The sequence below is a fragment of the Bradyrhizobium sp. NDS-1 genome, assembly GCF_032918005.1.
GTDB lineage: Bacteria > Pseudomonadota > Alphaproteobacteria > Rhizobiales > Xanthobacteraceae > Bradyrhizobium > Bradyrhizobium tunisiense.
Map to the genome: position 1 here is coordinate 6,772,156 of NZ_CP136628.1, position 23,243 is coordinate 6,795,398.

The 23,243-nt window shown below is 63.8% G+C and carries 21 protein-coding genes; 6 read left to right on the forward strand and 15 right to left on the reverse strand.

The features are described from left to right. Positions 1 to 43: 43 nt before the first annotated feature. The 3 genes from RX330_RS31590 to RX330_RS31600 all read right to left on the reverse strand — a co-directional run bounded on the left by RX330_RS31590 (position 44) and on the right by RX330_RS31600 (position 1,727). On the reverse strand, positions 44 to 784 hold the full coding sequence (locus RX330_RS31590; protein WP_212088113.1) for a TetR/AcrR family transcriptional regulator: 741 nt from the start codon (positions 782 to 784) through the stop codon (positions 44 to 46). A 117-nt stretch (positions 785 to 901) separates the two neighbouring features. Beyond that, positions 902 to 1,267 carry a YciI family protein gene (locus RX330_RS31595; RefSeq protein ID WP_317241083.1) on the reverse strand — a complete coding sequence of 122 codons (366 nt, stop codon included), beginning with the start codon at positions 1,265 to 1,267 and terminating at the stop codon, positions 902 to 904. 55 nt (positions 1,268 to 1,322) lie between these two features. Beyond that, on the reverse strand, positions 1,323 to 1,727 hold the full coding sequence (locus RX330_RS31600) for a YciI family protein (protein ID WP_317241084.1): 405 nt from the start codon (positions 1,725 to 1,727) through the stop codon (positions 1,323 to 1,325). A gap of 398 nt (positions 1,728 to 2,125) precedes the next feature. Between RX330_RS31600 and RX330_RS31605 the strand changes: the two genes are divergently transcribed. Then, positions 2,126 to 3,790: a PAS domain-containing methyl-accepting chemotaxis protein gene (locus tag RX330_RS31605; protein WP_317241085.1), complete on the forward strand. Its 1,665-nt coding sequence runs from the start codon at positions 2,126 to 2,128 to the stop codon at positions 3,788 to 3,790. Between the two features lie 115 nt (positions 3,791 to 3,905). Here the strand turns inward: RX330_RS31605 and RX330_RS31610 are convergent, their stop codons facing one another. Then, positions 3,906 to 5,483 (reverse strand): M6 family metalloprotease domain-containing protein, encoded by a 1,578-nt coding sequence (locus RX330_RS31610; protein ID WP_317241086.1) that lies wholly within the window; start codon positions 5,481 to 5,483, stop codon positions 3,906 to 3,908. A gap of 189 nt (positions 5,484 to 5,672) precedes the next feature. Between RX330_RS31610 and RX330_RS31615 the strand changes: the two genes are divergently transcribed. The 3 genes from RX330_RS31615 to RX330_RS31625 all read left to right on the forward strand — a co-directional run bounded on the left by RX330_RS31615 (position 5,673) and on the right by RX330_RS31625 (position 7,916). Next, positions 5,673 to 6,461, forward strand: coding sequence for an SDR family NAD(P)-dependent oxidoreductase (locus RX330_RS31615; RefSeq protein ID WP_212088105.1), 789 nt, complete (start codon positions 5,673 to 5,675; stop codon positions 6,459 to 6,461). Positions 6,462 to 6,560: 99 nt separating this feature from the next. Beyond that, the gene (locus RX330_RS31620; protein ID WP_212088103.1) at positions 6,561 to 6,998 is read left to right on the forward strand and encodes a hypothetical protein; all 438 of its coding nucleotides are present in this window, start codon (positions 6,561 to 6,563) and stop codon (positions 6,996 to 6,998) included. Positions 6,999 to 7,550: 552 nt separating this feature from the next. Next, positions 7,551 to 7,916, forward strand: coding sequence for a hypothetical protein (locus RX330_RS31625; protein WP_317241087.1), 366 nt, complete (start codon positions 7,551 to 7,553; stop codon positions 7,914 to 7,916). A 120-nt stretch (positions 7,917 to 8,036) separates the two neighbouring features. Here RX330_RS31625 and RX330_RS31630 read toward each other — a convergent pair whose 3' ends face one another. From RX330_RS31630 to RX330_RS31645, 4 genes are all read right to left on the reverse strand, one after another. Further along, positions 8,037 to 8,450, reverse strand: coding sequence for a VOC family protein (locus RX330_RS31630; RefSeq protein WP_317241088.1), 414 nt, complete (start codon positions 8,448 to 8,450; stop codon positions 8,037 to 8,039). Between the two features lie 30 nt (positions 8,451 to 8,480). Beyond that, positions 8,481 to 9,020, reverse strand: a complete 540-nt coding sequence (locus RX330_RS31635; protein WP_317241089.1) for an SRPBCC family protein — start codon at positions 9,018 to 9,020, stop codon at positions 8,481 to 8,483. A 177-nt stretch (positions 9,021 to 9,197) separates the two neighbouring features. Beyond that, positions 9,198 to 10,484 (reverse strand): RNA polymerase sigma factor, encoded by a 1,287-nt coding sequence (locus RX330_RS31640; protein ID WP_317241090.1) that lies wholly within the window; start codon positions 10,482 to 10,484, stop codon positions 9,198 to 9,200. Then, positions 10,481 to 10,849 (reverse strand): YciI family protein, encoded by a 369-nt coding sequence (locus RX330_RS31645; protein ID WP_212088087.1) that lies wholly within the window; start codon positions 10,847 to 10,849, stop codon positions 10,481 to 10,483. Before RX330_RS31645 ends, RX330_RS31640 begins: the two co-directional genes overlap by 4 nt. Positions 10,850 to 10,988: 139 nt before the next feature. On the opposite strand from RX330_RS31645, the gene RX330_RS31650 reads away from it, so the two are divergent. Further along, positions 10,989 to 11,954, forward strand: coding sequence for a 2-hydroxyacid dehydrogenase (locus RX330_RS31650; RefSeq protein ID WP_317241091.1), 966 nt, complete (start codon positions 10,989 to 10,991; stop codon positions 11,952 to 11,954). 109 nt (positions 11,955 to 12,063) lie between these two features. On the opposite strand, the gene RX330_RS31655 is transcribed toward RX330_RS31650, so the two are convergent. Beyond that, positions 12,064 to 12,768, reverse strand: a complete 705-nt coding sequence (locus RX330_RS31655) for a TetR/AcrR family transcriptional regulator (RefSeq protein WP_317241092.1) — start codon at positions 12,766 to 12,768, stop codon at positions 12,064 to 12,066. Between the two features lie 103 nt (positions 12,769 to 12,871). Here RX330_RS31655 and RX330_RS31660 point away from each other — a divergent pair, with 103 nt between their 5' ends. Next, positions 12,872 to 13,516, forward strand: coding sequence for a glutathione binding-like protein (locus tag RX330_RS31660; protein ID WP_317241093.1), 645 nt, complete (start codon positions 12,872 to 12,874; stop codon positions 13,514 to 13,516). Positions 13,517 to 14,016: 500 nt separating this feature from the next. On the opposite strand, the gene RX330_RS31665 is transcribed toward RX330_RS31660, so the two are convergent. The 6 genes from RX330_RS31665 to RX330_RS31690 form a co-directional block, all read right to left on the reverse strand. Continuing rightward, entirely contained in the window at positions 14,017 to 16,167 is a 2,151-nt protein-coding gene (locus RX330_RS31665; RefSeq protein WP_317241094.1) for a methyl-accepting chemotaxis protein, read from the reverse strand. A 271-nt stretch (positions 16,168 to 16,438) separates the two neighbouring features. Then, a complete protein-coding gene (locus RX330_RS31670) occupies positions 16,439 to 17,743 on the reverse strand; it encodes a TRAP transporter large permease (protein ID WP_212088072.1) in 1,305 nt (434 codons plus the stop codon). Between the two features lie 31 nt (positions 17,744 to 17,774). After that, a complete protein-coding gene (locus RX330_RS31675; RefSeq protein ID WP_317244008.1) occupies positions 17,775 to 18,368 on the reverse strand; it encodes a TRAP transporter small permease subunit in 594 nt (197 codons plus the stop codon). A 10-nt stretch (positions 18,369 to 18,378) separates the two neighbouring features. After that, on the reverse strand, positions 18,379 to 19,380 hold the full coding sequence (locus RX330_RS31680) for a TRAP transporter substrate-binding protein (protein ID WP_317241095.1): 1,002 nt from the start codon (positions 19,378 to 19,380) through the stop codon (positions 18,379 to 18,381). Positions 19,381 to 19,418: 38 nt separating this feature from the next. Further along, a complete protein-coding gene (locus tag RX330_RS31685) occupies positions 19,419 to 21,077 on the reverse strand; it encodes a hydantoinase B/oxoprolinase family protein (protein ID WP_317241096.1) in 1,659 nt (552 codons plus the stop codon). Between the two features lie 2 nt (positions 21,078 to 21,079). Next, positions 21,080 to 23,164, reverse strand: a complete 2,085-nt coding sequence (locus RX330_RS31690; protein WP_317241097.1) for a hydantoinase/oxoprolinase family protein — start codon at positions 23,162 to 23,164, stop codon at positions 21,080 to 21,082. Between the last annotated feature and the right edge of the window lie 79 nt (positions 23,165 to 23,243).

Here is a 23,243-nt window from a genome sequence, read left to right on the forward strand (position 1 = left end):
CAAGCCGGCGGCCTGACACGCCCGCGTGATTATCTACGCAATTTTATTTCGGTTTGCCCCAGGGGCCGCCCGGAGGCAGGCCAGAACCGGAGGATGCCTCCGGTGGCACCGGTGGCGGCTCGGCGCGCTTGCCTGCGGGACGACGGTCGGTCGGGAAACCGAGGCCGCGCAGATAGATCAGCACCTCGGCCTCCAACAGCTCGTCCGGCGACATCGGCAGTTTTCGCCGCGCGGCATCACCGCGGGAAAACAGCGAGGCCACGCCATGGGCCATGGACCAGATGTGCAAGGCCATCATCATCGCCGGTGGCCGCGGCGTGCCTGGCGGCGTCAGGGCAGCGAGCCGCTCGGCTGCGGCGCGAATGATGTTGAACGCGCGTTCGCTGGCGGCCTGAAGCGCGGGATTGGCATCCACCGGCACGCCCGATTCGAACATCGCGTTGTAGAACGCAGGCTCCTCGCGGGCGAAGGCGAGATAGGCCTTGCCGACACGTTCGAACGCGGTGACCGTATCGGGCCGTCCATCGTCCCAGGCCGCGACCAGGCGCGCCTCGAACTGCTCGAAACCGCGCTGGGCGATCGAGGACAGCAGTTCCTCGCGGTCTCGGAAATGCCGATAGGGTGCCGCCGCGCTGACGCCGGCCATGCGCGCGGCATCGGCGAAGGTGAAGCCGGCCGCGCCCTTCTCGGCAATCAGCCCGAGAGCGGCCTGCAACAGGGCCTCCTTCAGATTGCCGTGATGATAGCCGCGCTCGGCGCGGCGCTGCTCCTTGCGCCAGCTCATGTGAACGACCTTTACATGAGGTGGGCGCGAAGGTCACTAGCGGCCGACGGGATTGATTAACCGGTATGTCCACGGGTCACGCCGGCGTCGGGCCGGGCGTGACCTCCTGTGAGCCAGCTAAAGCTCCGGAATCGGGAGCACGGGCATGACCTCGATCGCCTCGCCCGGGAAGATCGCAAAATGCGGATGGTTCTCGAACAGTTTTGCAGCTTCCTCTTGCGAGGGAGCGCGCACCACCGTGAAGCCGGTCAACGCATTGCTGGTCTCGGTGATGCCGCGCGCGTCGATCCTGCGGGTCTTGCCGAGCGGGCCGCCCATCTCGACGATGACGTCCTTATGCTTCTCGACCCAGCCGTGCCAGGCGGCCATGCCCTCCTGTTCCCTCGCTTTCCGTTCGGCCTCGGGCAGCGCGCGCCAGGCCGCCATTTTCGACCCGCTCATGCTGCCGATATAGACGGCTAGAAACTTGTGTTCGGTGCTCATCGGTTCTCTCCTTGAACGATCGACGACAGCCACGAATTTTTCGCGGCTGCTGTGGCTACTTCTTCAGACCGTCGAATCCGGCGGCGGCCGCCTGAACGTCAGGCGGAAAGTCACTGATCTCCTGCACCTGCCGGATTTCGATGATCTCGTTCGGCGAGGCCGGGCACTGCCTTGCCCAGGCAATCGCCTCGGCCCGCGAGGCGACCTCGATCATCCAATATCCGCCCAGGACTTCCTTGGCCTCGGCGAAGGGACCGTCGGTGACGATGGGCTTGCCGGTCGCAAACGAAACCCGCGCCCCCATCGATGGCGGATGCAGGCCGTCGAGCGTGATCAACACGCCCGCATCCTTCAGCGCCTCGTTGTAGCGCATCATCGCCGCGACTCGCTCGGGATCGAGCTGGACGTCCGGCGGCGCGGTCTCGTAGCCGACCGGGATCATCAGCATCATGAATCGCATGGGTCGTATCCTGGCTTCCGGGCTGTTCCCGAGATTGTCGCAGGCCGCAGGCCCGCGCTCGGCTCCAAGACGAATGGGCTCTTACCGAGCCGACACGCCGGCTGAAATTATTCGGCACCGACCCGACCAGCCGACATGCCAGGCGCTGTCGCGCCCCCGAGCCCGGAAAAATAATGCAACAGCGCTCCGTACAATTACGGCCCGCTCTATCAACTCTGCCGTGCATATAAAGCCAAAACGCCCGCAAGTCGAGGTAGATAGCAAACGTACGGAGATCCGCGGGAACGGGCCGCCGCGCGGCGGGGATTTACCGTTTGCTCAAGAAAGTCGGGCAAATTTTTTGCTTCGAGGAAACCATACGACCACCATTCATTATCACCGACCATTGCGAGGCTTAGGTGTTCAATTTCCATAGCAAGAAGGTCAGGCACGCCGTCGCCGAAGTCGAGGCGCTCGATCGGTCGCAGGCCGTGATCGAATTCGGCCTCGATGGCACCATTCTGGATGCCAACGAGAACCTCCTGAAGATGAGCGGCTACACGCTGGCCGAGATCAAGGGCAAGCATCACAGCATCTTCGTCAGCCCCGCCGAGCGCGAGAGCGCTCGCTACCGGGACTTCTGGGCCAGTCTGAACCGTGGCGAATTCCAGACCACGCAATACAAGCGGTTTGGCAAAGGGGGGAAGGAGCTCTGGATCCACGCCTCCTACGCGCCGCTGCGCGACGAGAATGGCAAGGTGGTCAGCTTCATCAAGTTCGCCACCGACATTACAGCCTACAAGATCAAGACCATGGAGGATTCCGGCAAGATCGCCGCGATCGACCGCGCGCAGGCTGTGATCGAATTCAACATGGACGGCAGCATCATCACCGCCAATGAGAACTTCCTGAGCGCAATGGGCTACGCGCTCGACGAGATCAAGGGTAAACATCATAGCATGTTCGTAACGCCCGAGGACCGCGCGAGTGCGGCCTATGCCGCGTTCTGGGCCAAGCTGAACCGCGGCGAGTTCGAGGCCGCCGAATACAAGCGGCTGGGCAAAGGCGGCAAGGAGATCTGGATCATCGCCACCTACAATCCGATCCTCGACGAGAACGGAAAGCCGTTCAAGGTGGTCAAGTTCGCCACCGACGTCACTGCGCAGAAGATGAAGGCGGCCGACAATGACGGACAACGTGCCGCCATCCAGAAGTCGCAGGCGGTGATCGAATTCAACATGGACGGAACGATCCGAACCGCCAACGAGAATTTCCTCAAGGCGATGGGCTATTCGCTGGCGGAGATCAGGGGCGAGCACCACTCCATGTTCGTCGAGCCGAGCGAGAAGAATTCGGTCGCCTATCGCCAGTTCTGGGAGACTCTCAACCACGGCGAATATCAGGCCGCCGAATACAAACGGATCGCCAAGGGCGGACGGGAGATCTGGATCCAAGCCTCCTACAACCCCATCTTCGATCTCAACGGCAAGCCTTACAAGGTGGTGAAATACGCCACGGACATCACCGCGCAGGCGATCGGCCGCAAGAAGGCCGATAATGCGCGCGGGCTGATCGAAGCGGTCGCGGCCGGCAGCGAGGAGATGAGCGCCTCGATCCGGGAGATCTCCGAGACCATGGCGAAATCGCGCGAGACCTCCAAAATCGCGACGACGAGGGTCGAGTCGGCAGACGGCCAGGCTCAGAAGCTGGCCGCCGCGGCGCAAGCCATGAGCGGCATCGTCGAGATGATCTCGGGCATTACCAGCCAGATCAACCTGCTCGCACTCAATGCCACGATCGAATCGGCGCGTGCGGGCGAAGCCGGCCGCGGCTTCGCAGTGGTCGCCTCCGAGGTCAAAAGCCTCGCAAACCAGGCCAAGCAGGCGACCGACACGATCACCTCCGAGATCGACGCGCTCAACGTCATCTCGGGCGACGTCGCCAGTTCGCTCACCGCGATCAAGGCCGCGATTGCCGGCGTCAACGAGTTCATCGCCTCCACTGCCGCCGCGGTCGAGGAGCAGAGCATCGTGACATCGGAGATGTCGACGAACATGCAGCGGGCCTCGGCGGAACTGGCGTAGACGAAACTCGCGGATCAAGCCGCGACGAGATCAGGACGAATTATCGTCGCGCTTCCGGCGATCGCTTCAACATGACCTTTGCAGAAAATCGCTACTCGCTTTTCCGGATGACGCTCTAGCGTTTCTTCTTTCCCGTCTTTCCGGTCTTGACTGCCGCAGCCTTTGCCCGCGTTACCTTGCCTGACTTTTTTAGCTTCTTGCTCTTTGGCTTCTTCGCCTTCTTCGTTGTCTTGCCGGGCTTCTTCGGCTTCGTGCCGGACGTGCCGGCAAAACTGATGTCGAGCGTGATCGCGCCGTTGTCGTTCAGCTTGATGTTATTCAGGATGATTCCGGATTGCGTCCCGGGAAACGACGTGGAGGCGAGTCCCGCATCGGACAGTTCGAAGTGGTTTTCCGAACCGGGAAAGGGATCGCCGGCATCACCCTGATTCCCATCATTGGGATTGTTGAGGTCGTTGCTGCCATCTGCCTGCACAAGCACGAGGCCTGCCCTGTCCTTGTCGTTCTGCTTCTTGATTTCGTCCACCTTCCAGACCAGCAGTCCTTCGCCCGGGAGGTCGAAATCGAAGCCGGCCTTCTTCCTGTTCTCGAGCAACAGATACTGCGCGTCACTGAACTTCGGGCTTTTGACCTTGACGATTTCGCCGCTTGTCGCCGTGTAAGGCTTTATCGTCAGCTTCCCCGAAGTCGTAACGGTCGTCGCTTTGACCCAGCCATGCTGGAGCTTGTGAAGGGGCGCCGGGTGCGCCGGACGTACTCCGTTGCCGTTATAGGATCCGCCCGCCATCAGATCCCACATGCCCGTGCCGTCCCAATAGGTTCCGTCCTCGTTGTAATTCGGGTCGTAGAAATCCTGCCACTCGAAGGCGAGATGACCGAGCTCATGCGCGCAGACGCCGACCTTGCAATCGTTGGGGACGGTCAAATAGATCGTGGCGGACAGATCCTGCGCCACCTCGATCGGTTTCTTCAGATTCCATTTGTGCGACCAGATGTGCTTACCTTGAAGCTCAACGCTCTTCATCTCCTCCGCACCGCGCCCCGAATGGATGATGAACAACGCAGTCACGATGCCACGGTTAAGCTTGTCGAGCGATGAATCGAATGTTACGCCCTCGGCAAGCGCAGCCTTGACCGCATCTTCGGCGAGACGCTGCGCGTTGTGCGGATAGCTGGTGTCCTGCATCCCGGATTCGCCATTGGTGTAGTAGGAATACGCCTCCGGCATCCGCAGCCAGCCATGCACCGTCCCGGTTACGTCGACCTTGCCGTGGCTCGCTTCATGGTAGAAGTCCCGCATGCTGCCGGTCGGATATGTGCCCTTCGAGAACAGCAAATCCTCGTAATGCGACTTCTCCAACGTTTTCGGACGATCCGCGAAATCGACCAGCAGCGCCTTGACCTTCACCTCGCCCAGGACCTGGTGCTTGGGAATATCGAGCTTCAGCGGGCCACCTGGTGACGGCACGAACTGTGCTTCATCATCCATTCCAACCAGGCCGACAGAGGGGTCGACGAATCTGATCTTCGTAAGATACTCCGCAAATGACATCGTCGTGTATTCGGCAGACCGCTTGTACTCCATGTACAGCGTGGCCATCACGTCCGGCGCCGGAGGAACCCTGCAAGCGAACCTTCCGTGATTGTTTCGACAGCGGCAACTCCACCCGCCCGCCGATGCGATCAATTTCATGATGCCTCTCCGTGAAATGAATTTCGACAATAAGTAGGAATTGTGCGATGAATAAATTCGACCAGAGATAGTAGTTCGCATCAAACCATGGAAGGGCATTTGCTCGAAGAGCCTAGGGCGCGATAGTTTGTCGCGTGTCCCTCAAGCATGCTAGGGAAGCCGCCTCACTTCCTGAACGACGGATACGCCATGCCCCCTGCCCCGCACCACGTCGCCCTCGTCACCGGAGCCGCGCGCGGCATCGGGCTAGCGACCGCGAAGAAGTTCTTGGCCGAGGGTTGGCACGTCGCGTTGCTCGACATCGAGGGCGAGCTGCTCGGCCGTGCCCTCGCCGAGATCGGCCAAAGCGAGGCGACGCTGGCGCTGACCTGCGACGTGTCCGACGCGGTTGCGGTCAGCGCGGCCATGACCACGGTCGAGCAGCGGTTCGGCAGGCTCGATGCGCTCGTCAACAATGCCGGCATTGCGGTGTTCGCGCCGCTGATGGAAACGTCCGAGGCCGACTGGCGCCGCGTGCTCGAGGTCAACCTCACCGGCCCGTTCCTCTGCACCAAGGCGGCGGTGCCCTTGATGCGCGAGTCCAATGGTGGCGCCATCGTCAACATCACGTCGATCTCGGCGGTGCGCGCCTCGACGCTGCGCTCGGCCTACGGCACCAGCAAGGCCGGCCTCGCACACCTCACCAAGCAGCTCGCGGTCGAGCTCGCCTCGCTCGGTATCCGCGTCAATGCGGTCGCGCCGGGGCCGGTCGACACGGCGATGGCGAAGCAGGTGCACACCAGGGAGATCCGCGCCGACTATCACGACGCGATTCCGCTCAACCGCTACGGCCTCGAGGAGGAGCTTGCGGAAGCGATCTACTTCCTCTGCTCGGCGAGCGCGAGCTACATCACAGGACAAATTTTGGCCGTCGATGGCGGTTTCGATGCGGCGGGTATCGGCCTGCCGACGCTGCGCGGACAACGCCGCAACGGGTAGGAACGGAACTTGTAAGGTGGGCAAAGGCGTGTGAGCGCCGTGCCCGCCACACCTTTCCAGATTTGCGGTGACAATGGTGGGCACGACGGTGGAGGCTTCATGCGACGCATCTCATTGCTCAAAGCCGTGATGTTTGCATTTGCTCTGCTCGCCATCACGCCGGCCGCCGCCGAAATCCGCATCATTCAGTCTCCGGGCGGGCAGGTCGGGCCGTTCCTCGATCTGTTCGAAAAGGTGCGCGAGAGCGGAGAGCGCGTGGTGATCGACGGCCCTTGCCTGTCTGCCTGCACGCTGGTGCTGAGCATCGTGCCGGACGAGCGCATCTGCGTCACCAAACGCGCGGTGCTCGGGTTCCACGCAGCACGTTCGGTGGACCGGCGCGGGCGCTTCTATGCCGAGCCGGAAGCATCGGTCGCGGTGCTTGCCGCCTATCCCGGCCCGGTCCGCGACTGGATCAGCCGCCGCGGTGGCCTCACCTCGCGATTGCTGTTGCTGAGGGGACGTGATCTCGCCGCGATCTATCCGCGCTGCCGCTGACGAATTTGACCGCCGCCACGCATGTGACGTGAATGAGTTATGTGAACCGCGTCACATTAAAAGGCATTTGGCATGGCGGGCTCCAGGCCATACGGCAGGTTCCCTGTGCTCGCACCCAACGTGCACACGGGGTCTCTGTGCCATCACGCCGAAGCTGCCTTCGATGCTATGGCTGCCTTCAATAGAGAGTCTGAATCACCGGCACCAGCTTCATGCTGACGCAGATGAGCATCCCCCAAAGAGCAAAATTGATCTGTAGCGCCGCCGCCATCGGTCGCTCCCCTTCCAAGTGACGTCCATCCCAGTTTGTAGATTTTATGACTCACCAATAACGATTCTGACTTGCAGATCACAGCCCAATATTGCGTCAATTGTTGTGCGATGCAGTCCGCATGGTTTCACGAAGCGGCCTCACTGCTCCCGCAAAGTAATGCGATTGTGAATCATTGCTCGGCCATGCCGGCTAACTCGTTTGCCTTAAGTTCCATTTGACCGACGTGATGCAAGTTTCCTGTGCGGGACTTGCATCGCGCACCGAACTTTGGGTCCGGCATGATACGACACGGCTTCATCTTGCTCGCTTTCTGCGCAGCGCTGCTTGGATGTGCAGTCGCACCGGCGCAGGAGCGTCGTCCGATCGCGTGGGACGGCCTCGGGCAGGACCCCAACAAGAGCGCGAACCGCGCTAACATTGCGAAGCGGCGCGCAACGACTCCCGCGCCCGCGGCAGCCGATCCCAATCAGGAACGCGAACGCGTGCTCGGCACCTTGAGGCCATACTCAGAAGCGTGGTGGGCAGTTTACGACGAGATCGAAGCGGAGAAGGACAGGCAGCTCGGCACCAAGCTCGTGATCTGCCCTCGCTGCGTGCAATCGTCATCGCCGGCGGGCGAGGAGGTGACCGGATCAATCCGTTAGGTCGAACCGCGCGTGACGGAACACGCTACGCTCCGTGATACCTTCGATGTGTCCCCTCTCCCGCAGCAACTGGAGAGAGGGGATTCCCAACTCGACAAGACATGCAGGCGGTCGCGACCGTCACATTCCGTCCGCGGGGCAGTTCACCATCCAGGGGATGCCGAACTTGTCGACGCACATGCCGAAGCCCTTGGCCCAGAACGTCTTGCTGAACGGCATGTTGACGGCGCCGCCATCGGCGAGCGCATTGAACTTGCGTTCGCCATCGGCGGGATCCCTGACCGTGATCGAGATCGAGAAGCCCTGCGGCTTCTGGAAATGCTCCGGCGGCACGTCGGAAGCCATCAGCACGGTGCCGTCGGGCAGCGACATCCGGGCATGCATGATCATCTTTTCGCGTCCTGGCGTGGCGGGCACCTCCGGCGGTGCGTCCGAGGCGCGCATCATCGCATCGATCTTGCCGCCGAGAACCTTGGCGTAATAGTTGAACGCTGCTTCGCAATTGTCCTGATAGAACAGATAGGGATTGAGCATCGTTTCTCTCCTTTTCGTTGGCAGTGAGGCTTATTGCTTCTCGGTGAGCTTCTTCAGGTTGGCGAGGCCGGCCTCGAAATCATTGCCGATCATGCTGTCCATGTTGATGAACACCTGCATCACTTTCGAGACGAACGGGGCCGGGCCATACATCGACCATGTGACCAGTGTGGCATCGCCTTGCGGCACAAAGGTGAACTCGGCGGTGTTGTGGCCCTCTAACGGCCGCTCGAAATCGAGCTTGATCCGGAGCTTCGAGGGTCCGCTCGCCTCCAGGATCTCCATGTGGCCGGCGCCGACATTGTTGTTGCCGTCCCAGGCATAGGTCGCGCCCTTGCCTTCCCCAGGTCCGCCGAAGCTTCGTTTCATGGCGGGATCGCGATTCTCATAGGGCGACCAGCCGGTCCAGCGGCGAAAATCGGCGACGACCGGATAGATCGCATCGGCGGGCGCTTTCACGGCGAGACTGCGCTCGACGCGGATTGTATCGGGTTTCGTCAGGGCAAAGACAAGGATGCCCGCAATTCCGGCCGTGAGGACGATGGCAATGACGGCAATGGCTTTCAACATGAGGGGCTCCCTGGGATACGGGCTTAGGACGAACGGGAACGGCAGGAGCCGACAAGTTGCCGGAATGAATTTCCTGATTGCCATTCCCGGGCGATGCGAAGCATCGAACTCCGTTGCGCAATTGCGCACCGGAGAATCGGGTTCACTCCTTGGGTGCCCCGGAATGACGGAGAACCGTCACGTCGCCTTCGCGCTTTCCTTCGGCTTCGGCTGGCTGTCCCGGATCAGGCGATCGAGATGCATGCGGATGTGGGCGGCCTCCGCGGACGTGTTGGCGAGCGCAATGGCGCGGTCGAAGGCGATGCGGGCCTCGTCGTTGCGGCCGAGCTGCATCAGGAAGGCGCCGCGCACACCGAAGAAATGGAAGTAGTTGGCGAGCTTCGGCGCCAAGGGCTCGATCAGGTCGAGTGCGGCTTGCGGCCCCCGCACCTTGGAGACCGCGACGGCGCGGTTGAGCGTCACCACGGGGGACGGCTGCACGACCTCGAGCGCGCCGTAGAGCAGGTCGATCTGCGTCCAGTCGGTCTCCTGCGGCGTCGCTGCGCGGGCATGCAGCGCGGCGATCGCGGCCTGGATCTGATAGGGTCCGCTGCGGCGGTGTCGCATCGCCTTGTCGATCAGGGCGAGGCCTTCGGCAATCATGGTGCCGTTCCACAACGAACGGTCCTGGTCGTCGAGCAGGATCACCGACCCGTCAGCGGCAAAGCGCGCGGCGCTGCGCGCATGTTGCAGCAGGATGAGCGCCGCGAGCCCCATGATCTCCGGCTCGCTCGGGAACAACCGCAGCAGCAGCCGGGCCAGCCGGATCGCCTCTTCGCACAGCGGCTTTCTGATCTCGGCAGTATCGCCAGTGGTGGAATAGCCCTCGTTGAAGATCAGGTAGATCATCGCCGCGACGCCGGCGAGCCGCTCGGAGCGCTCGACCGCGCCGGGCGCTTCGAACGGCGTTCCCGCCTCCGCGACCTTCGCCTTGGCGCGGGTGATGCGCTGCTCCATCGCCGCGTCCGAAACCAGGAAGGCGCGCGCGATCTGCTTCACCGTGAGGCCCGAGACGATGCGCAACGCCAGCGCGATCTGCTGCGTCGCCGGCAATTGAGGATGGCAGCAGATGAACATCAGGCGCAAAATGTCGTCGCGATAGTGCGAGCCGTCGAGCCGCTCGGCCAGCGCGCCTTCGGCGTCGTCCAGATCGGAGATCGCCTGATCGTCGTCCGGCAGCGGCTGCTGCTTGCGGGTCCTGCGCACCTCGTCGATGGCGGCATTGCGGCCGACCATGATCAGCCAGGCCGCAGGATCGCGCGGAGGCCCGTTCTGCGGCCAGGACTTGAGTGCGCGCAGGGACGCGTTCTGGAACGCCTCCTCGGCGGTATCGAGATCGCGGAAATAGCGCAGCAGCGCGCCGACCGCCTGGGGTCGCGCAGAGGTCAGCGCGGTCTCGATCCAGGCGGTGTCGGCCTCGCTCACGTCAAATTTCCTCCGGGCCGGAACACGCCGACGGGACGCACCTCATAGGCGCCGCCGGGATTGGCCGCGCCGAGGTCGCGGGCGACGTCGAGGGCCTCGTCGAGATTCTTGCAGTCGACGATGTAGAAGCCGAGCAACTGCTCCTTGGTCTCGGCATAGGGGCCGTCGAGCACCAGCGGCGGGTCTTCCTTGCGCAAGGTCGCCGCCGCCGTGGTCGGCAGCAGCCGTGCGACCGGCCCGAGCCGGCCTTGCTTGGTGAGATTCTCCTGCACCACGGCGAGCTTCTTCATCACGGCCTCGTCCTGCTCCTTGCTCCAGGAGCCGACGAAGTCCTCATCGTGATAGCAAAGGATTGCATAAAGCATGGGCGACACTTTCCTCGTCTGTTCTGAAGACGGTTGACTATGCCCCGGGCCGACAGGGCTGCGGAAAAAAATAGCAGGAAATATCCGGCAGGTCGTGCCAAGGAGGGCCTTCCTGAGCGGAACCTGAGAGGCACTTCGAATGAGCACGGGCACACTGGCCGTCCTGATCAACAGCACGCAGCAGAACTGGCTTCCGGAGCGCTGGAAGACCCGGTTCGATGCGGTCTGCGGCGGCCGCCGCGTGGTGCTGCTGCCCGATGCTTCCCTCGATCCGGCCGAGGTGCACTATGCCACGGTGTGGAAGCCGGTGCCGGGCGCTCTCGCCGCCTTCCCTAATCTGCGGGCGATCTTCAATCTCGGCGCCGGCGTCGATGCGCTGATGGCCGACAAGAGCCTGCCCGATGTGCCGCTGGTCCGCGTCGCCGTGCCCGATCTCACCAACCGCATGACCGAATATGTCGTGCTGCACGTGCTGATGCACCATCGTCAGGAGCTGTATCTGCGGGACTCTCAGCGCGCGAAGCGCTGGGAGCCCAGATATCAATGGCCGGCGAGTGCCGTCACGGTTGGCGTCATGGGGCTTGGCACCTTAGGCGCGGACGCGGCCGACGTGCTGCGGCGGCTCGGCTTCCGTGTCGCCGGCTGGAGCCGCAGCCCCCGCGCGATCGAGGGCGTCGAATGCTTCCACGGCACCGACGGAATGAATGCCTTCCTGCGCAAGACCGACATCCTGGTCTGCCTGCTGCCGCTGACGCCCGACACGCACGGCATCCTCAACCGCGACGTCTTCACAAAGCTCAACCGCGATAGCCTGCTCGGTGCGCCGGTGCTGATCAATGCCGGCCGCGGCGGTCTTCAGAACGAAGCCGACATCCTGGCCTGCCTCGACGACGGCACGCTGGGCGCCGTCTCGCTGGACGTCTTCGTGCAGGAGCCGCAGCCGGCGGACAGCCGGTTCTGGACTCATCCCAAGGTGTTGCTGACGCCGCACAATGCCGCCGACACCGACGCGGACGCGATCTCGGCCTATGTTGCCGAGCAGATCACGCGGTTCGAGGCAGGCGGTGCGCTGGAGAACGTGGTGGACCGCGCAAGGGGGTATTAGGCCTCGGGATTTCGCGAACGCTATTGCTCCGAATCCTCGCCAAACCACTTCTTGTGGTTATGGGTCCCGGATCTGCGCGCGCTTAGGTGCGCTTGTCCGGGACGACAGCTCAGGTCTTGGAGCCCGCGCCCAACATCATGTCGATCGCGCCCTTCACGATGGCCTCGAGGTCCTTGCGCGACACGCGCGCGCGCGAGCGGATGGCGATGGTGTGGATGGTGGCTGATGCGATCTGCGCCAGCACGACCGGATCCGCACTCTCCGGCAACTCGTCGTTGTCCTTGGCGCGGCGGAAGCAATTTGTGAAGCCCTTGTCGAGCTCGGTGAGACCGTCGAGCACCATGGCGCGGATGTCTGGATCACTCACCGCCTCCGAGGCCGCGGTCACCACCGTGAAGCAACCGCGCGGGCCAGCCTCGCCGGACAGATAGATGTTCAGCGCACAGGCGAAGATGCGCTCGAGACGTTGGCGCACCGGCATCTCCTGTCGAAAGATCTCGACCATCGCGGCACGGGCCTCCTCGCGATAGCGCTGATAGCTCTTGATGTAGAGCTCGCGCTTGTCACCGAAGGCGCCGTAGAGGCTCGGGCGATTCATCCCGGTCGCCTCGCTGAGATCATCGAGCGAGGTCGCGGCAAAGCCCTGCTTGCGGAACAGGTCCAGCGCCTTGCCGAGCGCGACTTCGGGCTCGTAGGCGCGCGGCCGGCCGCGGCGCTTAGGTTCACCGCGGCGCTCGGGTTCGCCGCGGTGCTCGGGTTCGCCGCGGTGCTTGCCCTCGCTGGCAGCAGCTGGCGGCTTTGATTTTTGTACCATTCTGCAAATAATCCTTGACCGACCCCATATTATGCAAGACAGTACAAAAATCAATCTGGCCGGGTTGAGCGAAAATCTCAAAGAGTGCCCAAGGAGGCTACAGATGGATCTCTATTTCTCGCCGCTCGCCTGCTCCATGGCGACGCGCGTGGCGCTGTACGAAGCCGGCGCCGAGGCGAACTATCTCGAGGTCGACCCGCCGACCAAGACAGTGCTGAGCGACGGCTCGGACTTTCGAGCCGTCAATCCGATCGGCCTGGTGCCGACGCTGCGCACCGACGAGGGCGTGGTGCTGACCGAGAACGCGGCGATCCTGCAATACATCGCCGACCGCTTCCCGCAATCCGGGCTCGGCGCCACCGCGGGCATCGAGCGCACGCGGCTGCATCAATGGCTGTGCTTCGTGGGCACAGAGCTGCACAAGAGCCTGTTCGTTCCCCTGCTCGACCGCAAGGCGCCGCAGGAGGCCAAGGCCTATGCCCTGGAGAAGAACCTGTCGCGGCTCGACTATCTCGACAATCATCTGAAGGGGCGCGACTTCCTGCTCGACCATTTCAGCGTCGCCGACGCCTATCTCGTCACGGTCATCAACTGGACCATGGCGACGCCGCCGATCGAGCTCGCGAAATGGCCGAATTTGAAGGCGTATTATGAACGCATGCGCCAGCGCCCCTCCTTTGCCAAGGCGATTGCGGAGGAGTTCGAGCTGTACAAGGCCGAGCAGGCACGCAAGAAGGCGGCGGCTTAGGCCGGATTGGACTCCGCATCGCTCGTCCTCGATCAAGACGTCGTCCCCGCCGACAAGGCCGGGGCGGCGTCTGCGTTTGATGGCGTGTTTTGCGATGGCATCGCCTTTCTCGTGTCCCGGACGCGCTGCAACGTCCTTCGCGTTGCGGCGCAGAGCCGGGACCCAGAGGGTTCCACATTCCGCTGATGCATGGGCCCCGGCTCTGCAGCGCACCACGCAGCGAAGACGCGGCGCGCTGCGCTGCGTCCGGGGCACGAGGCCGCTGTTTGGCGATAGACATGCCTTCTCATCCTCGCGGCGTGTTTTGCCCGAGCTTTGCGTTCGTCTCACGCCCTCTGAAAGCAAGGGCGCAGGGAAGGCCGGGCGCCGGCTGGCACCCGAAGGCCGTTTCGCCGGGGGTCCGGCGCTTTCTCGACATCGAGCAAGCGCTTTGCCGATCAAGCCGTTGTCCCCAGCAGGCGGACAACGGCTTTCTTTCAGATCGCGGCTCTTTGCGGCGTTCAGGCAGCCCTGACGCTGTCGAGAAAGCGGCCCACTTCGGTTCGCAGACGATCGCTGTCGGTTGAAAGGGCTTTCGCTGCGCTGAGCACCTGCGTGGAGGCCGAGCCGGTTTCGGTCGCGCCGCGCTGGACGTCAGCGATATTCGACGAGACCTGGTGCGTGCCTTGAGCCGCCTGCTGGACGTTGCGCGCAATCTCCTTGGTCGCCGCGCCCTGCTCCTCGACCGCCGCAGCAATGGCCGACGAGATTTCCGACAAGGACTTGATCGTACCGCCGATCATCTTGATGGCGTTGACCGAGTCCTGGGTCGCGCCCTGAATGCCCGTGATCTGTTGGGAGATCTCGCCGGTGGCTTTGGCCGTCTGCTCGGCCAGGGCCTTTACTTCGGAGGCGACGACGGCAAAGCCGCGGCCGGATTCGCCGGCCCGCGCGGCCTCGATCGTTGCGTTCAACGCGAGCAGATTGGTTTGGCCTGCGATCGTGTTGATGAGCTCCACCACGTCGCCGATCCGGGCCGCGGCCCTGGAGAGCTCACCGACCTTTTGATCGGTGAGGCGGGCCTGCTCGACCGCCTCATTGGCCATCCGCGCCGACTCCTGGACCTGCCGGCCGATTTCGTTGACGGACGACGACAGCTCTTCCGTCGCACTCGCGACGGATTGCACGTTGGTGGACGCCTCCTCGGAAGCCGCAGCGACCATGGTCGCAAGCTTCTCTCCGTGCTCCGCGGTCGAGGTCAGCGTGTTCGCCGAGGCCTCCAGCTCGGTCGATGCCGACGAGACGGTCTCGATGATCTCGCCCACGGCGCCTTCGAAATCCCCTGCGAGCTTGGTCATCTCCAGCTTGCGTTGGGCAGCCGACCGCCTCTGCGTCGCGCCGAGTTCATCGCGGTCGAACCGTACGATCGCCTGCAGCGTCTGCAGGTTTCTCAGCGCCACACCGAGCTCGTCGTCTCGTTCGACGACGATGCGATTATCGAGCTTGCCCTGATTGATGCTGAGCATGGCATCGTTCAGGCGCTGAAGCGGGCGGACGATGGCACGGATGGTTTGCCGGCTCACGAGCCCGCCGATGGCGATGCTGGTCACCAGGAGAACAATCGCAATGCCGACCAACCAGCCATATTCGTATTCGGCCGCATCGTATTCCGCCTTGGCCTCCTTGACCTGGATCATCACGAGCTTGTCGAGATCGGCCTTCGCCGCCTCGTACAGCTCGCGCGCCCGCCCGGCCAGCAAGGCGGCAAGTTCCTCGTACTTTCGCTCGGCGGAGAGCGACAGCGCCGGCTTCAGTCCGTGCTCGACATAATTCACGCGCTTGGGCGTGAAGCTGTCGGCAATGCTTTTTTCTTCGGGCGTGAGGTAGGTCGCCATGTATTTGGCCCAGGTCTTCCCGACTTTCTCGAGGTTGGCGTTCACCTTGGCCGTGAGGCCTTCAACCGGCTTTCCGGCCCGTCCATTCGCGGCCGCCTCGAACAGCAGCACCGTGTTGTCCCTCATCCGGTCATTGATTTCGAAGAGCTGTTCCAGCGGCACCGCACGGTCTTCGTAGATCGATTTCAGCCGCGAATTGCTCTGGCGCGTCCCCTGCAAGCCCATGACGCCGATCGCCAGCAAGAACAACGAGAGCATGGTGACAAGCGTGACCAGGCGCGCGTTGAGCGTGCCGGTGAAGATGGCCAATCGATCAAGCAAGGAACGCCGGCGAAGCATGCCGGCATCCAGCCTGTAACCGTGCGGCTTGTTCTCGCGGATCATCGCATACACTTGTTCCGCCTCGGCGCGCTGGTCGGCGGGCAGCTTGGTGCGGATGGAGCTGTATCCGACGATCTGTCCGTTCTGCCGAATCGGAGAAGCCGTCGCGAGCACCCAGTAGAAGTCGCCGTTCTTGCGCCGATTCTTCACGGCGCCCGACCACGGCTTGCCCTGCTGCAACGTCGCCCAAAGATTTTCGAAGGCCGCGGGCGGCATGTCCGGATGACGGATGATGTTGTGAGGCTGCCCCATCAACTCGGCCTCCGAAAATCCGGAGGCTTCGACGAACTGGTCGTTGAAGTAGGTCAGCTTCCCTTTCGTATCGGTGCGAGAGACGATGAGGGCTTCGTCGGTAATGGGATATTCGGCCGTCGTGACCGGAAGATTGGTCCGCATGGGAGCCTCCGAGTAGCATTCGAAAAAATCGAACCTGTAAACGTCAGGTAAGCGCCGAAAGCATTTAATTTGCCTAAATTCAGAGCATCGATCCGGGCACTGCGATCACTTTGTTTCACGGTTTTCGGCAAAAACGCATCTAGTGCGGGATGCTGCAGAGCCGCAGCAACCGCTGGATGGTCGCGGTCTGTCTCGCAATGTCACACGCGTTCGCGGTCGCGCGCCGGCGGGTCTGATCGCCGCGAACGTTGCAGCCGCTTCTCGTTCGCAGCTAGCCGTACAGCACTCGCGGTAGGATCGTGACGATGCCGGGCCAGAGCGTCAGCAGCAGCACGAAGCCGATCATGATGATCAGATACGGCATGGTCACGCGCGCGATGTAGCCGAGACCATCGTCGGTCAAGCCCTGGATCACGAACAGGTTGAAGCCGACCGGCGGAGTGATCTGCGCCATCTCGACGGCGAGCACGAGGAAGACGCCGAACCAGATCTCGTCGAAGCCGGCACCCTTCACGATCGGCAGCACGATCGGCAGCGTCATCACGATCATCGAGAAGCCGTCGAGGAAGCAGCCGAGGACGAGATAGAAGACGATCAACGCCACGATCAGCATGAAGGGCGACAGGCCTAGCCCCTTGACGAAGGCCGCCACCGCCTGAGGGATGCCGAGGAAGGCCGCGGCATTGCCCAGGATCGAGGCCCCCAGCACGATCAGCGCGATCATCGAGCAAGTGACAACCGAGCCGATCAGCACGTCGCGCATCACTTGCTGCGACATTGATCCCTGCGCCCAGGCGACCAGCGCGGCGCCCAGCACGCCGACGGCGGCGGCCTCGGATGGCGTCGCGAGTCCGCCATACATCGAGCCGAGCACGCAGACGATCAGAAAGAGTGCCGGCGCGAGATCCTTCAGCGCTGCGAAGCGTTCGCTCCACGGCACTTGCGAGAGCCTGGCTTCCGTTTCCGGCACCATGCTCCGGTCGAGGCTCGTGTGTAGCATCACCCAGGCCATGAAGGTGGCGGCGAGCAGAAATCCCGGCAGCACGCCGGCGGTGAACAGCTTCAGGATCGAGACGTCGCCAAGCACGCCGTAGATGATCAGGATGTTTGACGGCGGGATCAAAAAGCCGAGCGTGCCCGCGCCGGCCAGCGAGCCGATCGCGATGTCGCGGGAATAGCCGCGGCGCAGCAGCTCGTTCAGCGACATGCGGCCGATTACCTGCGTGGTGGCGGCCGACGAGCCCGAGATCGCGGCGAAGATGGTGCAGCCGATCACGTTCACGTGCAGCAGACGGCCGGGCAAAAGCCCGGCCCACGGCGCGAGGCCCTGGAATAGGGAGCGTGACAGGCGGGTGCGAAACAAGAGCTCGCCCATCAGGATGAACAGCGGCAGCGCCAGCAGCTCCTGCGTGGTCAGGATATTCCAGGCGTATTGCGGCAAGAGCTTGTCGAGCGGGATCGAACGGAACATCGCGAGCAGCAGCGTCGCGGTGAGCGCGAGCGTGAGGCCGATCCACACGCCGCACGCCAGAAGCGCGAACAGGATCGCAAACAGGGCGACGACTTCGATGGTCATGCGATCTTGAATCCGGGAGCGAGCAAAGCTGTCATTCGACGGGCGAGGCCTTCATGCGATGGTCCTCCAGCGGCAGGCCGAGGGCGGCCTGGATCGCGCGCGCCAGGAACTGCAGCGTCAGCAGCAGCATGCCGAAGGTGACGACGGCTTCCGGAAACCACAGCGGCGTATCGCTGGAGGTCGAGACCTGGCCGCGCACATAGGCGCCAAAGGCAAACTTCGCCATCGCCGAGGTCAGGAACGCCATGAAGGCGAAGCCGGCCGCCGCCGACAGGATCTCGAGCGCACGCTGCACCGGCGCCGGCACGTTCTTGAGCAGCAGCACGACGCGGATGTGGCCGCCGACGCGCAGGGTCATGGCGGCGCCGAAGGTGAAGGACGCCGCCATCAGATAGGACGAGTATTCCCAGGCGATCGAGATCGACGGCGGGAAGAATGAGAGGAAGTTGGAAAGGAAGCGCGTTGCGACCTCGCACAGCATCAGCAGCGTCAGCATCACGAGACAGCCGCCGCCGATCCAGCCGTCGAGCCGGCCAAGACGGTCGATGCCGTCGAGCAGGATCCGCAGCGGCACCGGCGCCGCTGCATTGAGGCTCTGCGGAGCTTCGGGCGAGACGCTCACCACGGCCGCACCCTCACCCACGCTTCATCTCGGCGAGATAGGCTCGCACCGGCTTGTCGGCAGCCGGCACGCGCTTGAGAAACGCGTCGAGTTGCGGCGCGGTCTTGCCGCGAATGTCCTTCATCATGGCGTCCGAGACCGGCACGACCTCCATGCCGCCCTCCTTGAGACGGTTGAGGCTGTCGACGTCGGCCTTGAGCGAGTTCGCCCAGAAGGTCGGCTCCATCTTCGTCGCGATATCCGCAACCAGCTTCTGTTGGTCGGCGGACAGCGCCTTCCAGGCATCGAGATTGACGGTGAGCATCTGCGACGACCAGACGTGGTTGGTCGGGTAGACGTATTTCAGGAATTCCCAGAACTTGCCGTCGACACCCGAGACGGACGAGGTGGACACACCCGAGACCGCACCCGACGCCAGCGCCGGTATCGTTTCGCCCCAGGGGATCATCACCGGCGCCATGCCGACCACGGCCAGCATGTCGACGGCGTTTTTGTCGGGCACGCGGATCTTGATGTTCTTGAGGCCCTCGACGTCGGCGACCTTGACCTTGAGGTGCAGATACTGCGTCGGCCACGGCACGACGTAGAGGATCTTCTGGTTGTTGCGCGCGGCGACCTTCTCGTATTCGGGCCGCACATATTTGTGCAGCACCTTCAGCTCGTCCATCGAACTGCACAGGAAGGGAATGCTCTCGACGCCCATGAAGGGCTCGTCGCCGACCTGCTGGATGTTGAGGACGTCGGCGAGCGGCACCAGACCGTCGCGTACGGCGCGCAGATGCTCGGGGCCCTTGAATCCGAGCTGACCGCCCGCCTTCACGGTGATCGCGACCGTGCCGCCGCTCTGCTTCTTCACCTCCTCGGCGAACGCAAACGCGTTCTGGGTGTGGAAATTGCCGTCGGGCCAGACCGTCGACATGTCCCAGCTCACGCTCGCCGCCCGGGCGCGCGTGGAGATTTGGCCGGCGGCAAGCAGCGTCGCTGCCCCCGCGGTGAAGTTCCGTCGTGTGATCATCAACCCCCTCCGTTCGTTATGCCCGTCGCCGGATGGCGTCAGCGCGCATACCCATAAACTGCAACCGCATTGTCGGCAGACACGAGGCCGCTTTCGATGTCGTCCCTGATCGCCGCATGGTCACGCTCGGTTGGCGCACCGATGCCGGCACCGCCCGGCGTCAGCACCACGAGGCGATCATCCGGCGGCACCTGCTGAAAGCCCTTGCCGCGCAGCTTCTTGCCGGACTTCAGGCCGACATAGCCGGCTTCGCCGTTCTTGCCGCCATCGCGGCCGCGCGGCGGATGATCGATGCGGTCGAACGCCGCCAGGATATCGAACGGCGCGTCGACGCCGCTGCCGACCTCGATGATCTGGCCGAGGCCGCCGCGGGTGCGCCCTGCCCCGCCGGAATCCGGCCGCAGCTCCTTGCGCCAGAAGATCAAGGGCGTCTGCGTCTCCGCGATCTCGACCGGCGTGCCGCGCACGCCGCTGGGATAGGCGGTCGCCGACAGTCCGTCCTTGCCGAAGCGCGCGCCCGTGCCGCCGTTGGACGTCACCGCCATCGAGAACCCGTAATTGCCGCCGACGCCGCTTCGCGTCTGGCCGCGCACGTTGAGATTCCACAGGCACGAGGTGCCCTCCGCCGGCACGCGCTCGGGAATGATCTGGCGCAGGCAGCCGAACACGACGTCTGGCAGCATCTGGCCGATGATGTGGCGCGAGGCGACCGGCGCGGGCTTCGGCGCATTGAGGATCGCCCCTGGGGGAGCGGACACCGTCAGCGGCGAGAGCGAGCCGGCATTGTTCGGGATCTGCGAGGCGACGACACAGCCGAGGCCGAACACGGTGTAGGCGGTTGTATATGAAAGGGGCACGTTGATGCCGAACTTCGAGGCCGCCGAGGTGCCGTCGAAATCGACGTGAATGCCCGTATCCGAGATCGTCAGCGTCGCGGCCAGCGTCACCGGCGCATCATAGCCGTCGACCACCATGGTGTTGCGCCAGCTGCCCTTCGGCAGCTTTGCGATCTCGGCCAGCACGGCCTCGCGGGAGCGCTCGCAGATGTAGTCGCCGAGATCGTCGAGCGTGTCGATGCCGAACTCGGTCATCATCTCGACCAGCCGCTCGCAGCCAACGTCGTTGCAGCCGGCGAGCGAATAGGTGTCGCCCTCGGTGTCGATGGGCAGCCGCGTGTTGGTGCGGATCATCGCCATCAGCGTCTCGTTGACGACGCCCTGGTCGATCAGCTTCAGCATGGGGATGTAGAGACCCTCCATGAACACGTCGGTCGCGTCGGGCCCGAAGCCGATGCCGCCGATATCCATGAGATGGCTGGTGCAGGAGAACAGCGCCACCGGCTTGCCGTCCTTGAAGCAGGGCGTGGTAACGACGAAGTCGTTGAGGTGGCCGGTGCCCATCCAGGGATCGTTGGTGATGTAGGCGTCGCCCTCCTTCATCGTCTCGATCGGAAAGTGGTTGATGAAATGCTTGACCGATTCCGCCATCGAGTTGACGTGACCGGGCGTGCCGGTCACCGCCTGCGCCAGCATCCGGCCCCTGAGGTCGAACACGCCGGCCGAGAGGTCGCCGCATTCACGCACGATCGGGCTGAAGGCGGTGCGCAGCAGCACCTGCGCCTGCTCTTCGACCACCGCGATCAGCCGGTGCCACATGATCTGAAGATCGATCAGGCTCGCGCCATTTGCCTTGCTCATGATCAGGCTGCCTTTCGTTCCATGACGATGCTGCCGGCACCGTCGATGTGGGCGTCGAAACTGTTGGAGACGAAGGTCGAGGTCTCGTCCTCCGCGATCACGGCCGGGCCCGCGATGGTCGCGCCCGGCGCCATGTCCTCGCGGCGATAGAGCGGGATCTCGATCACCTCGCCGGCGCGGCCATCGAAGAATTTGCGGCTGCCGGTGGCCTTTCCGGCGGGCTTGCGCGCGACGGCGGCGACCGCGGACGGATTGCGCGCGTCGGTGGTGGCCAGCACCGACCAGCTCAACACCTCGATCGCGGCACCCGGGATCGACCGCTCGAACATCGCGGAATAGTCCGCCTCGAACTTCCGGCGAAGGCCGGCGAGATCGGCCGCCGTCAGCCGCCGGTTGGGCAGCTCGACCGAGATCTCGTGACCCTGGCCGACATAGCGCATGAAGGCGGCGCGGCGCTCGCGCACCGGCGCACCGGCCGCGCCAGGCTCGACCAATGCGCGCGCTTCGGTCACCATCTCCTGCAGGAGATCGGAGACCGCTTCGGTGTCGAAATCGTCGAGCCGGACATGACGGCTGCGCACCAGCTCATAGGCGATCGGCGCGGCCAGGAACCCGACAGCCGAGCCGACACCGGCATTCGACGGCACGATCACCCGGGAGACGCCGATCTTCTCTGCGACACGCGCCGCATGCAGCGGCGCGGCACCGCCGAAGGCGATCAACGTGTGCTGGCCGACAATCTCGCCGCGCTCGACCGCATGGACGCGCGCCGCGCTCGCCATGTTCTCGCAGACGACTTCATGAACGGCATAGGCCGCGGTTTCCGCGGACAGGCCGAGCGGCTCGCCGACATCGCGCAGCAGCGCCTGCTTGGAAAGCTCCGGATCGAGCTTGATCGTCCCGGCCGCAAACGCGTCGGGATCGATCATGCCGAGAGCTACGTCCGCATCCGTCACGGCCGGACGCCGGCCGCCGCGGCCGTAGCAGGCCGGTCCCGGCTCCGATGAGGCGCTTTCGGGCCCGACGGTGACGCGCTTCATGGCATCGACATGCGCGATCGAGCCGCCGCCGGCGCCGATCTCGACCATCTCGATCACGGGAATGCGCACCGGCAGGCCGGAGCCCTTGAGGAAACGCGCCGCGCGATCGACCTCGAACACGCGCGAGGTCTCGGGCTGGTACTTCTCGATCAGGCAGATCTTCGCGGTGGTGCCGCCCATGTCGAAGGACAGCACCTTGCTCTCGCCAAGACGCGCCGCGATCTGCGCCGCGAAAATGGCACCGCCGGCGGGGCCGGATTCGACGAGACGCACCGGAAAGCGCCGCGCCGTCTCGATCGAGGTGACGCCGCCGCCGGAGGTGACGAGGTAGATCGCGCCGCGAAACTGCTCGACCTGCAGGGCGTCCGCCATGCGGGCGAGATAGCCGTCGATCAGCGGTTGCACATAGGCGTTGGCGACCGCTGTCGATGTGCGCTCATACTCGCGGATCTCGGGACACACGGCGGAGGACACGGTCACGGAGATGCCGGGCATCTCCTCTGCCAAGATCGCGGCCGCTCGTCGCTCATGCTCGGGATTGGCATAGGAGTGCAGAAAGGCGATGGCGACGCTCTCGACGCCCAGCTCACGCAATTTCGGCGCGAGTGCGCGCACCGAAGTTTCGTCGAGCGCGAGGCGGACGACGCCGTGGGCGTCGACGCGCTCGGGCACGGTGAAACGCAGGCTGCGCGGCGCCAGGGGCCTCGGCTTGTCGATGCCGAGATCGTACTGGTCGTAGCGGCTTTCGGTGCCGATATCGAGCACGTCGCGAAAGCCTTCGGTCGCGATCAGCGCGGTTTTCGCGCCGCGGCGCTCGATGATGGCGTTGGTGGCGAGCGTGGTGCCGTGAATGAAGACATCGATGTCGCTGATATGCGCGCGCGCGGCAGTGAGAATGAGGCGCATGCCGTCCAGAACTGCCTGTTCGGGCCGCTGCGGCGTGGTCAGCAGCTTGCGCGTCTTCCGTATCTCGCCCACGTCCAGCACGATGTCGGTGAACGTGCCACCGATATCCACGGCAAGCCGTACCTCGGCTCCCTCAAGCATTCCAAATTCTCCGTGCTGATCGTCGAGACTGAGGTCGAAAGCGCAGCAATTTCCATGCCATGGACGACGAGGACAACGC

Coding starts and splice junctions, on each gene's coding strand:
- RX330_RS31590 (WP_212088113.1), bottom strand. CDS start 784: ATGAGCTGGCGCAAGGAGCAGCGCCGCGCCGAGCGCGGCTATCATCAC.
- RX330_RS31595 (WP_317241083.1), bottom strand. CDS start 1,267: ATGAGCACCGAACACAAGTTTCTAGCCGTCTATATCGGCAGCATGAGC.
- RX330_RS31600 (WP_317241084.1), bottom strand. CDS start 1,727: ATGCGATTCATGATGCTGATGATCCCGGTCGGCTACGAGACCGCGCCG.
- RX330_RS31610 (WP_317241086.1), bottom strand. CDS start 5,483: ATGAAATTGATCGCATCGGCGGGCGGGTGGAGTTGCCGCTGTCGAAAC.
- RX330_RS31615 (WP_212088105.1), top strand. CDS start 5,673: ATGCCCCCTGCCCCGCACCACGTCGCCCTCGTCACCGGAGCCGCGCGC.
- RX330_RS31620 (WP_212088103.1), top strand. CDS start 6,561: ATGCGACGCATCTCATTGCTCAAAGCCGTGATGTTTGCATTTGCTCTG.
- RX330_RS31625 (WP_317241087.1), top strand. CDS start 7,551: ATGATACGACACGGCTTCATCTTGCTCGCTTTCTGCGCAGCGCTGCTT.
- RX330_RS31630 (WP_317241088.1), bottom strand. CDS start 8,450: ATGCTCAATCCCTATCTGTTCTATCAGGACAATTGCGAAGCAGCGTTC.
- RX330_RS31635 (WP_317241089.1), bottom strand. CDS start 9,020: ATGTTGAAAGCCATTGCCGTCATTGCCATCGTCCTCACGGCCGGAATT.
- RX330_RS31645 (WP_212088087.1), bottom strand. CDS start 10,849: ATGCTTTATGCAATCCTTTGCTATCACGATGAGGACTTCGTCGGCTCC.
- RX330_RS31650 (WP_317241091.1), top strand. CDS start 10,989: ATGAGCACGGGCACACTGGCCGTCCTGATCAACAGCACGCAGCAGAAC.
- RX330_RS31655 (WP_317241092.1), bottom strand. CDS start 12,768: ATGGTACAAAAATCAAAGCCGCCAGCTGCTGCCAGCGAGGGCAAGCAC.
- RX330_RS31660 (WP_317241093.1), top strand. CDS start 12,872: ATGGATCTCTATTTCTCGCCGCTCGCCTGCTCCATGGCGACGCGCGTG.
- RX330_RS31665 (WP_317241094.1), bottom strand. CDS start 16,167: ATGCGGACCAATCTTCCGGTCACGACGGCCGAATATCCCATTACCGAC.
- RX330_RS31670 (WP_212088072.1), bottom strand. CDS start 17,743: ATGACCATCGAAGTCGTCGCCCTGTTTGCGATCCTGTTCGCGCTTCTG.
- RX330_RS31680 (WP_317241095.1), bottom strand. CDS start 19,380: ATGATCACACGACGGAACTTCACCGCGGGGGCAGCGACGCTGCTTGCC.
- RX330_RS31685 (WP_317241096.1), bottom strand. CDS start 21,077: ATGAGCAAGGCAAATGGCGCGAGCCTGATCGATCTTCAGATCATGTGG.
- RX330_RS31690 (WP_317241097.1), bottom strand. CDS start 23,164: ATGCTTGAGGGAGCCGAGGTACGGCTTGCCGTGGATATCGGTGGCACG.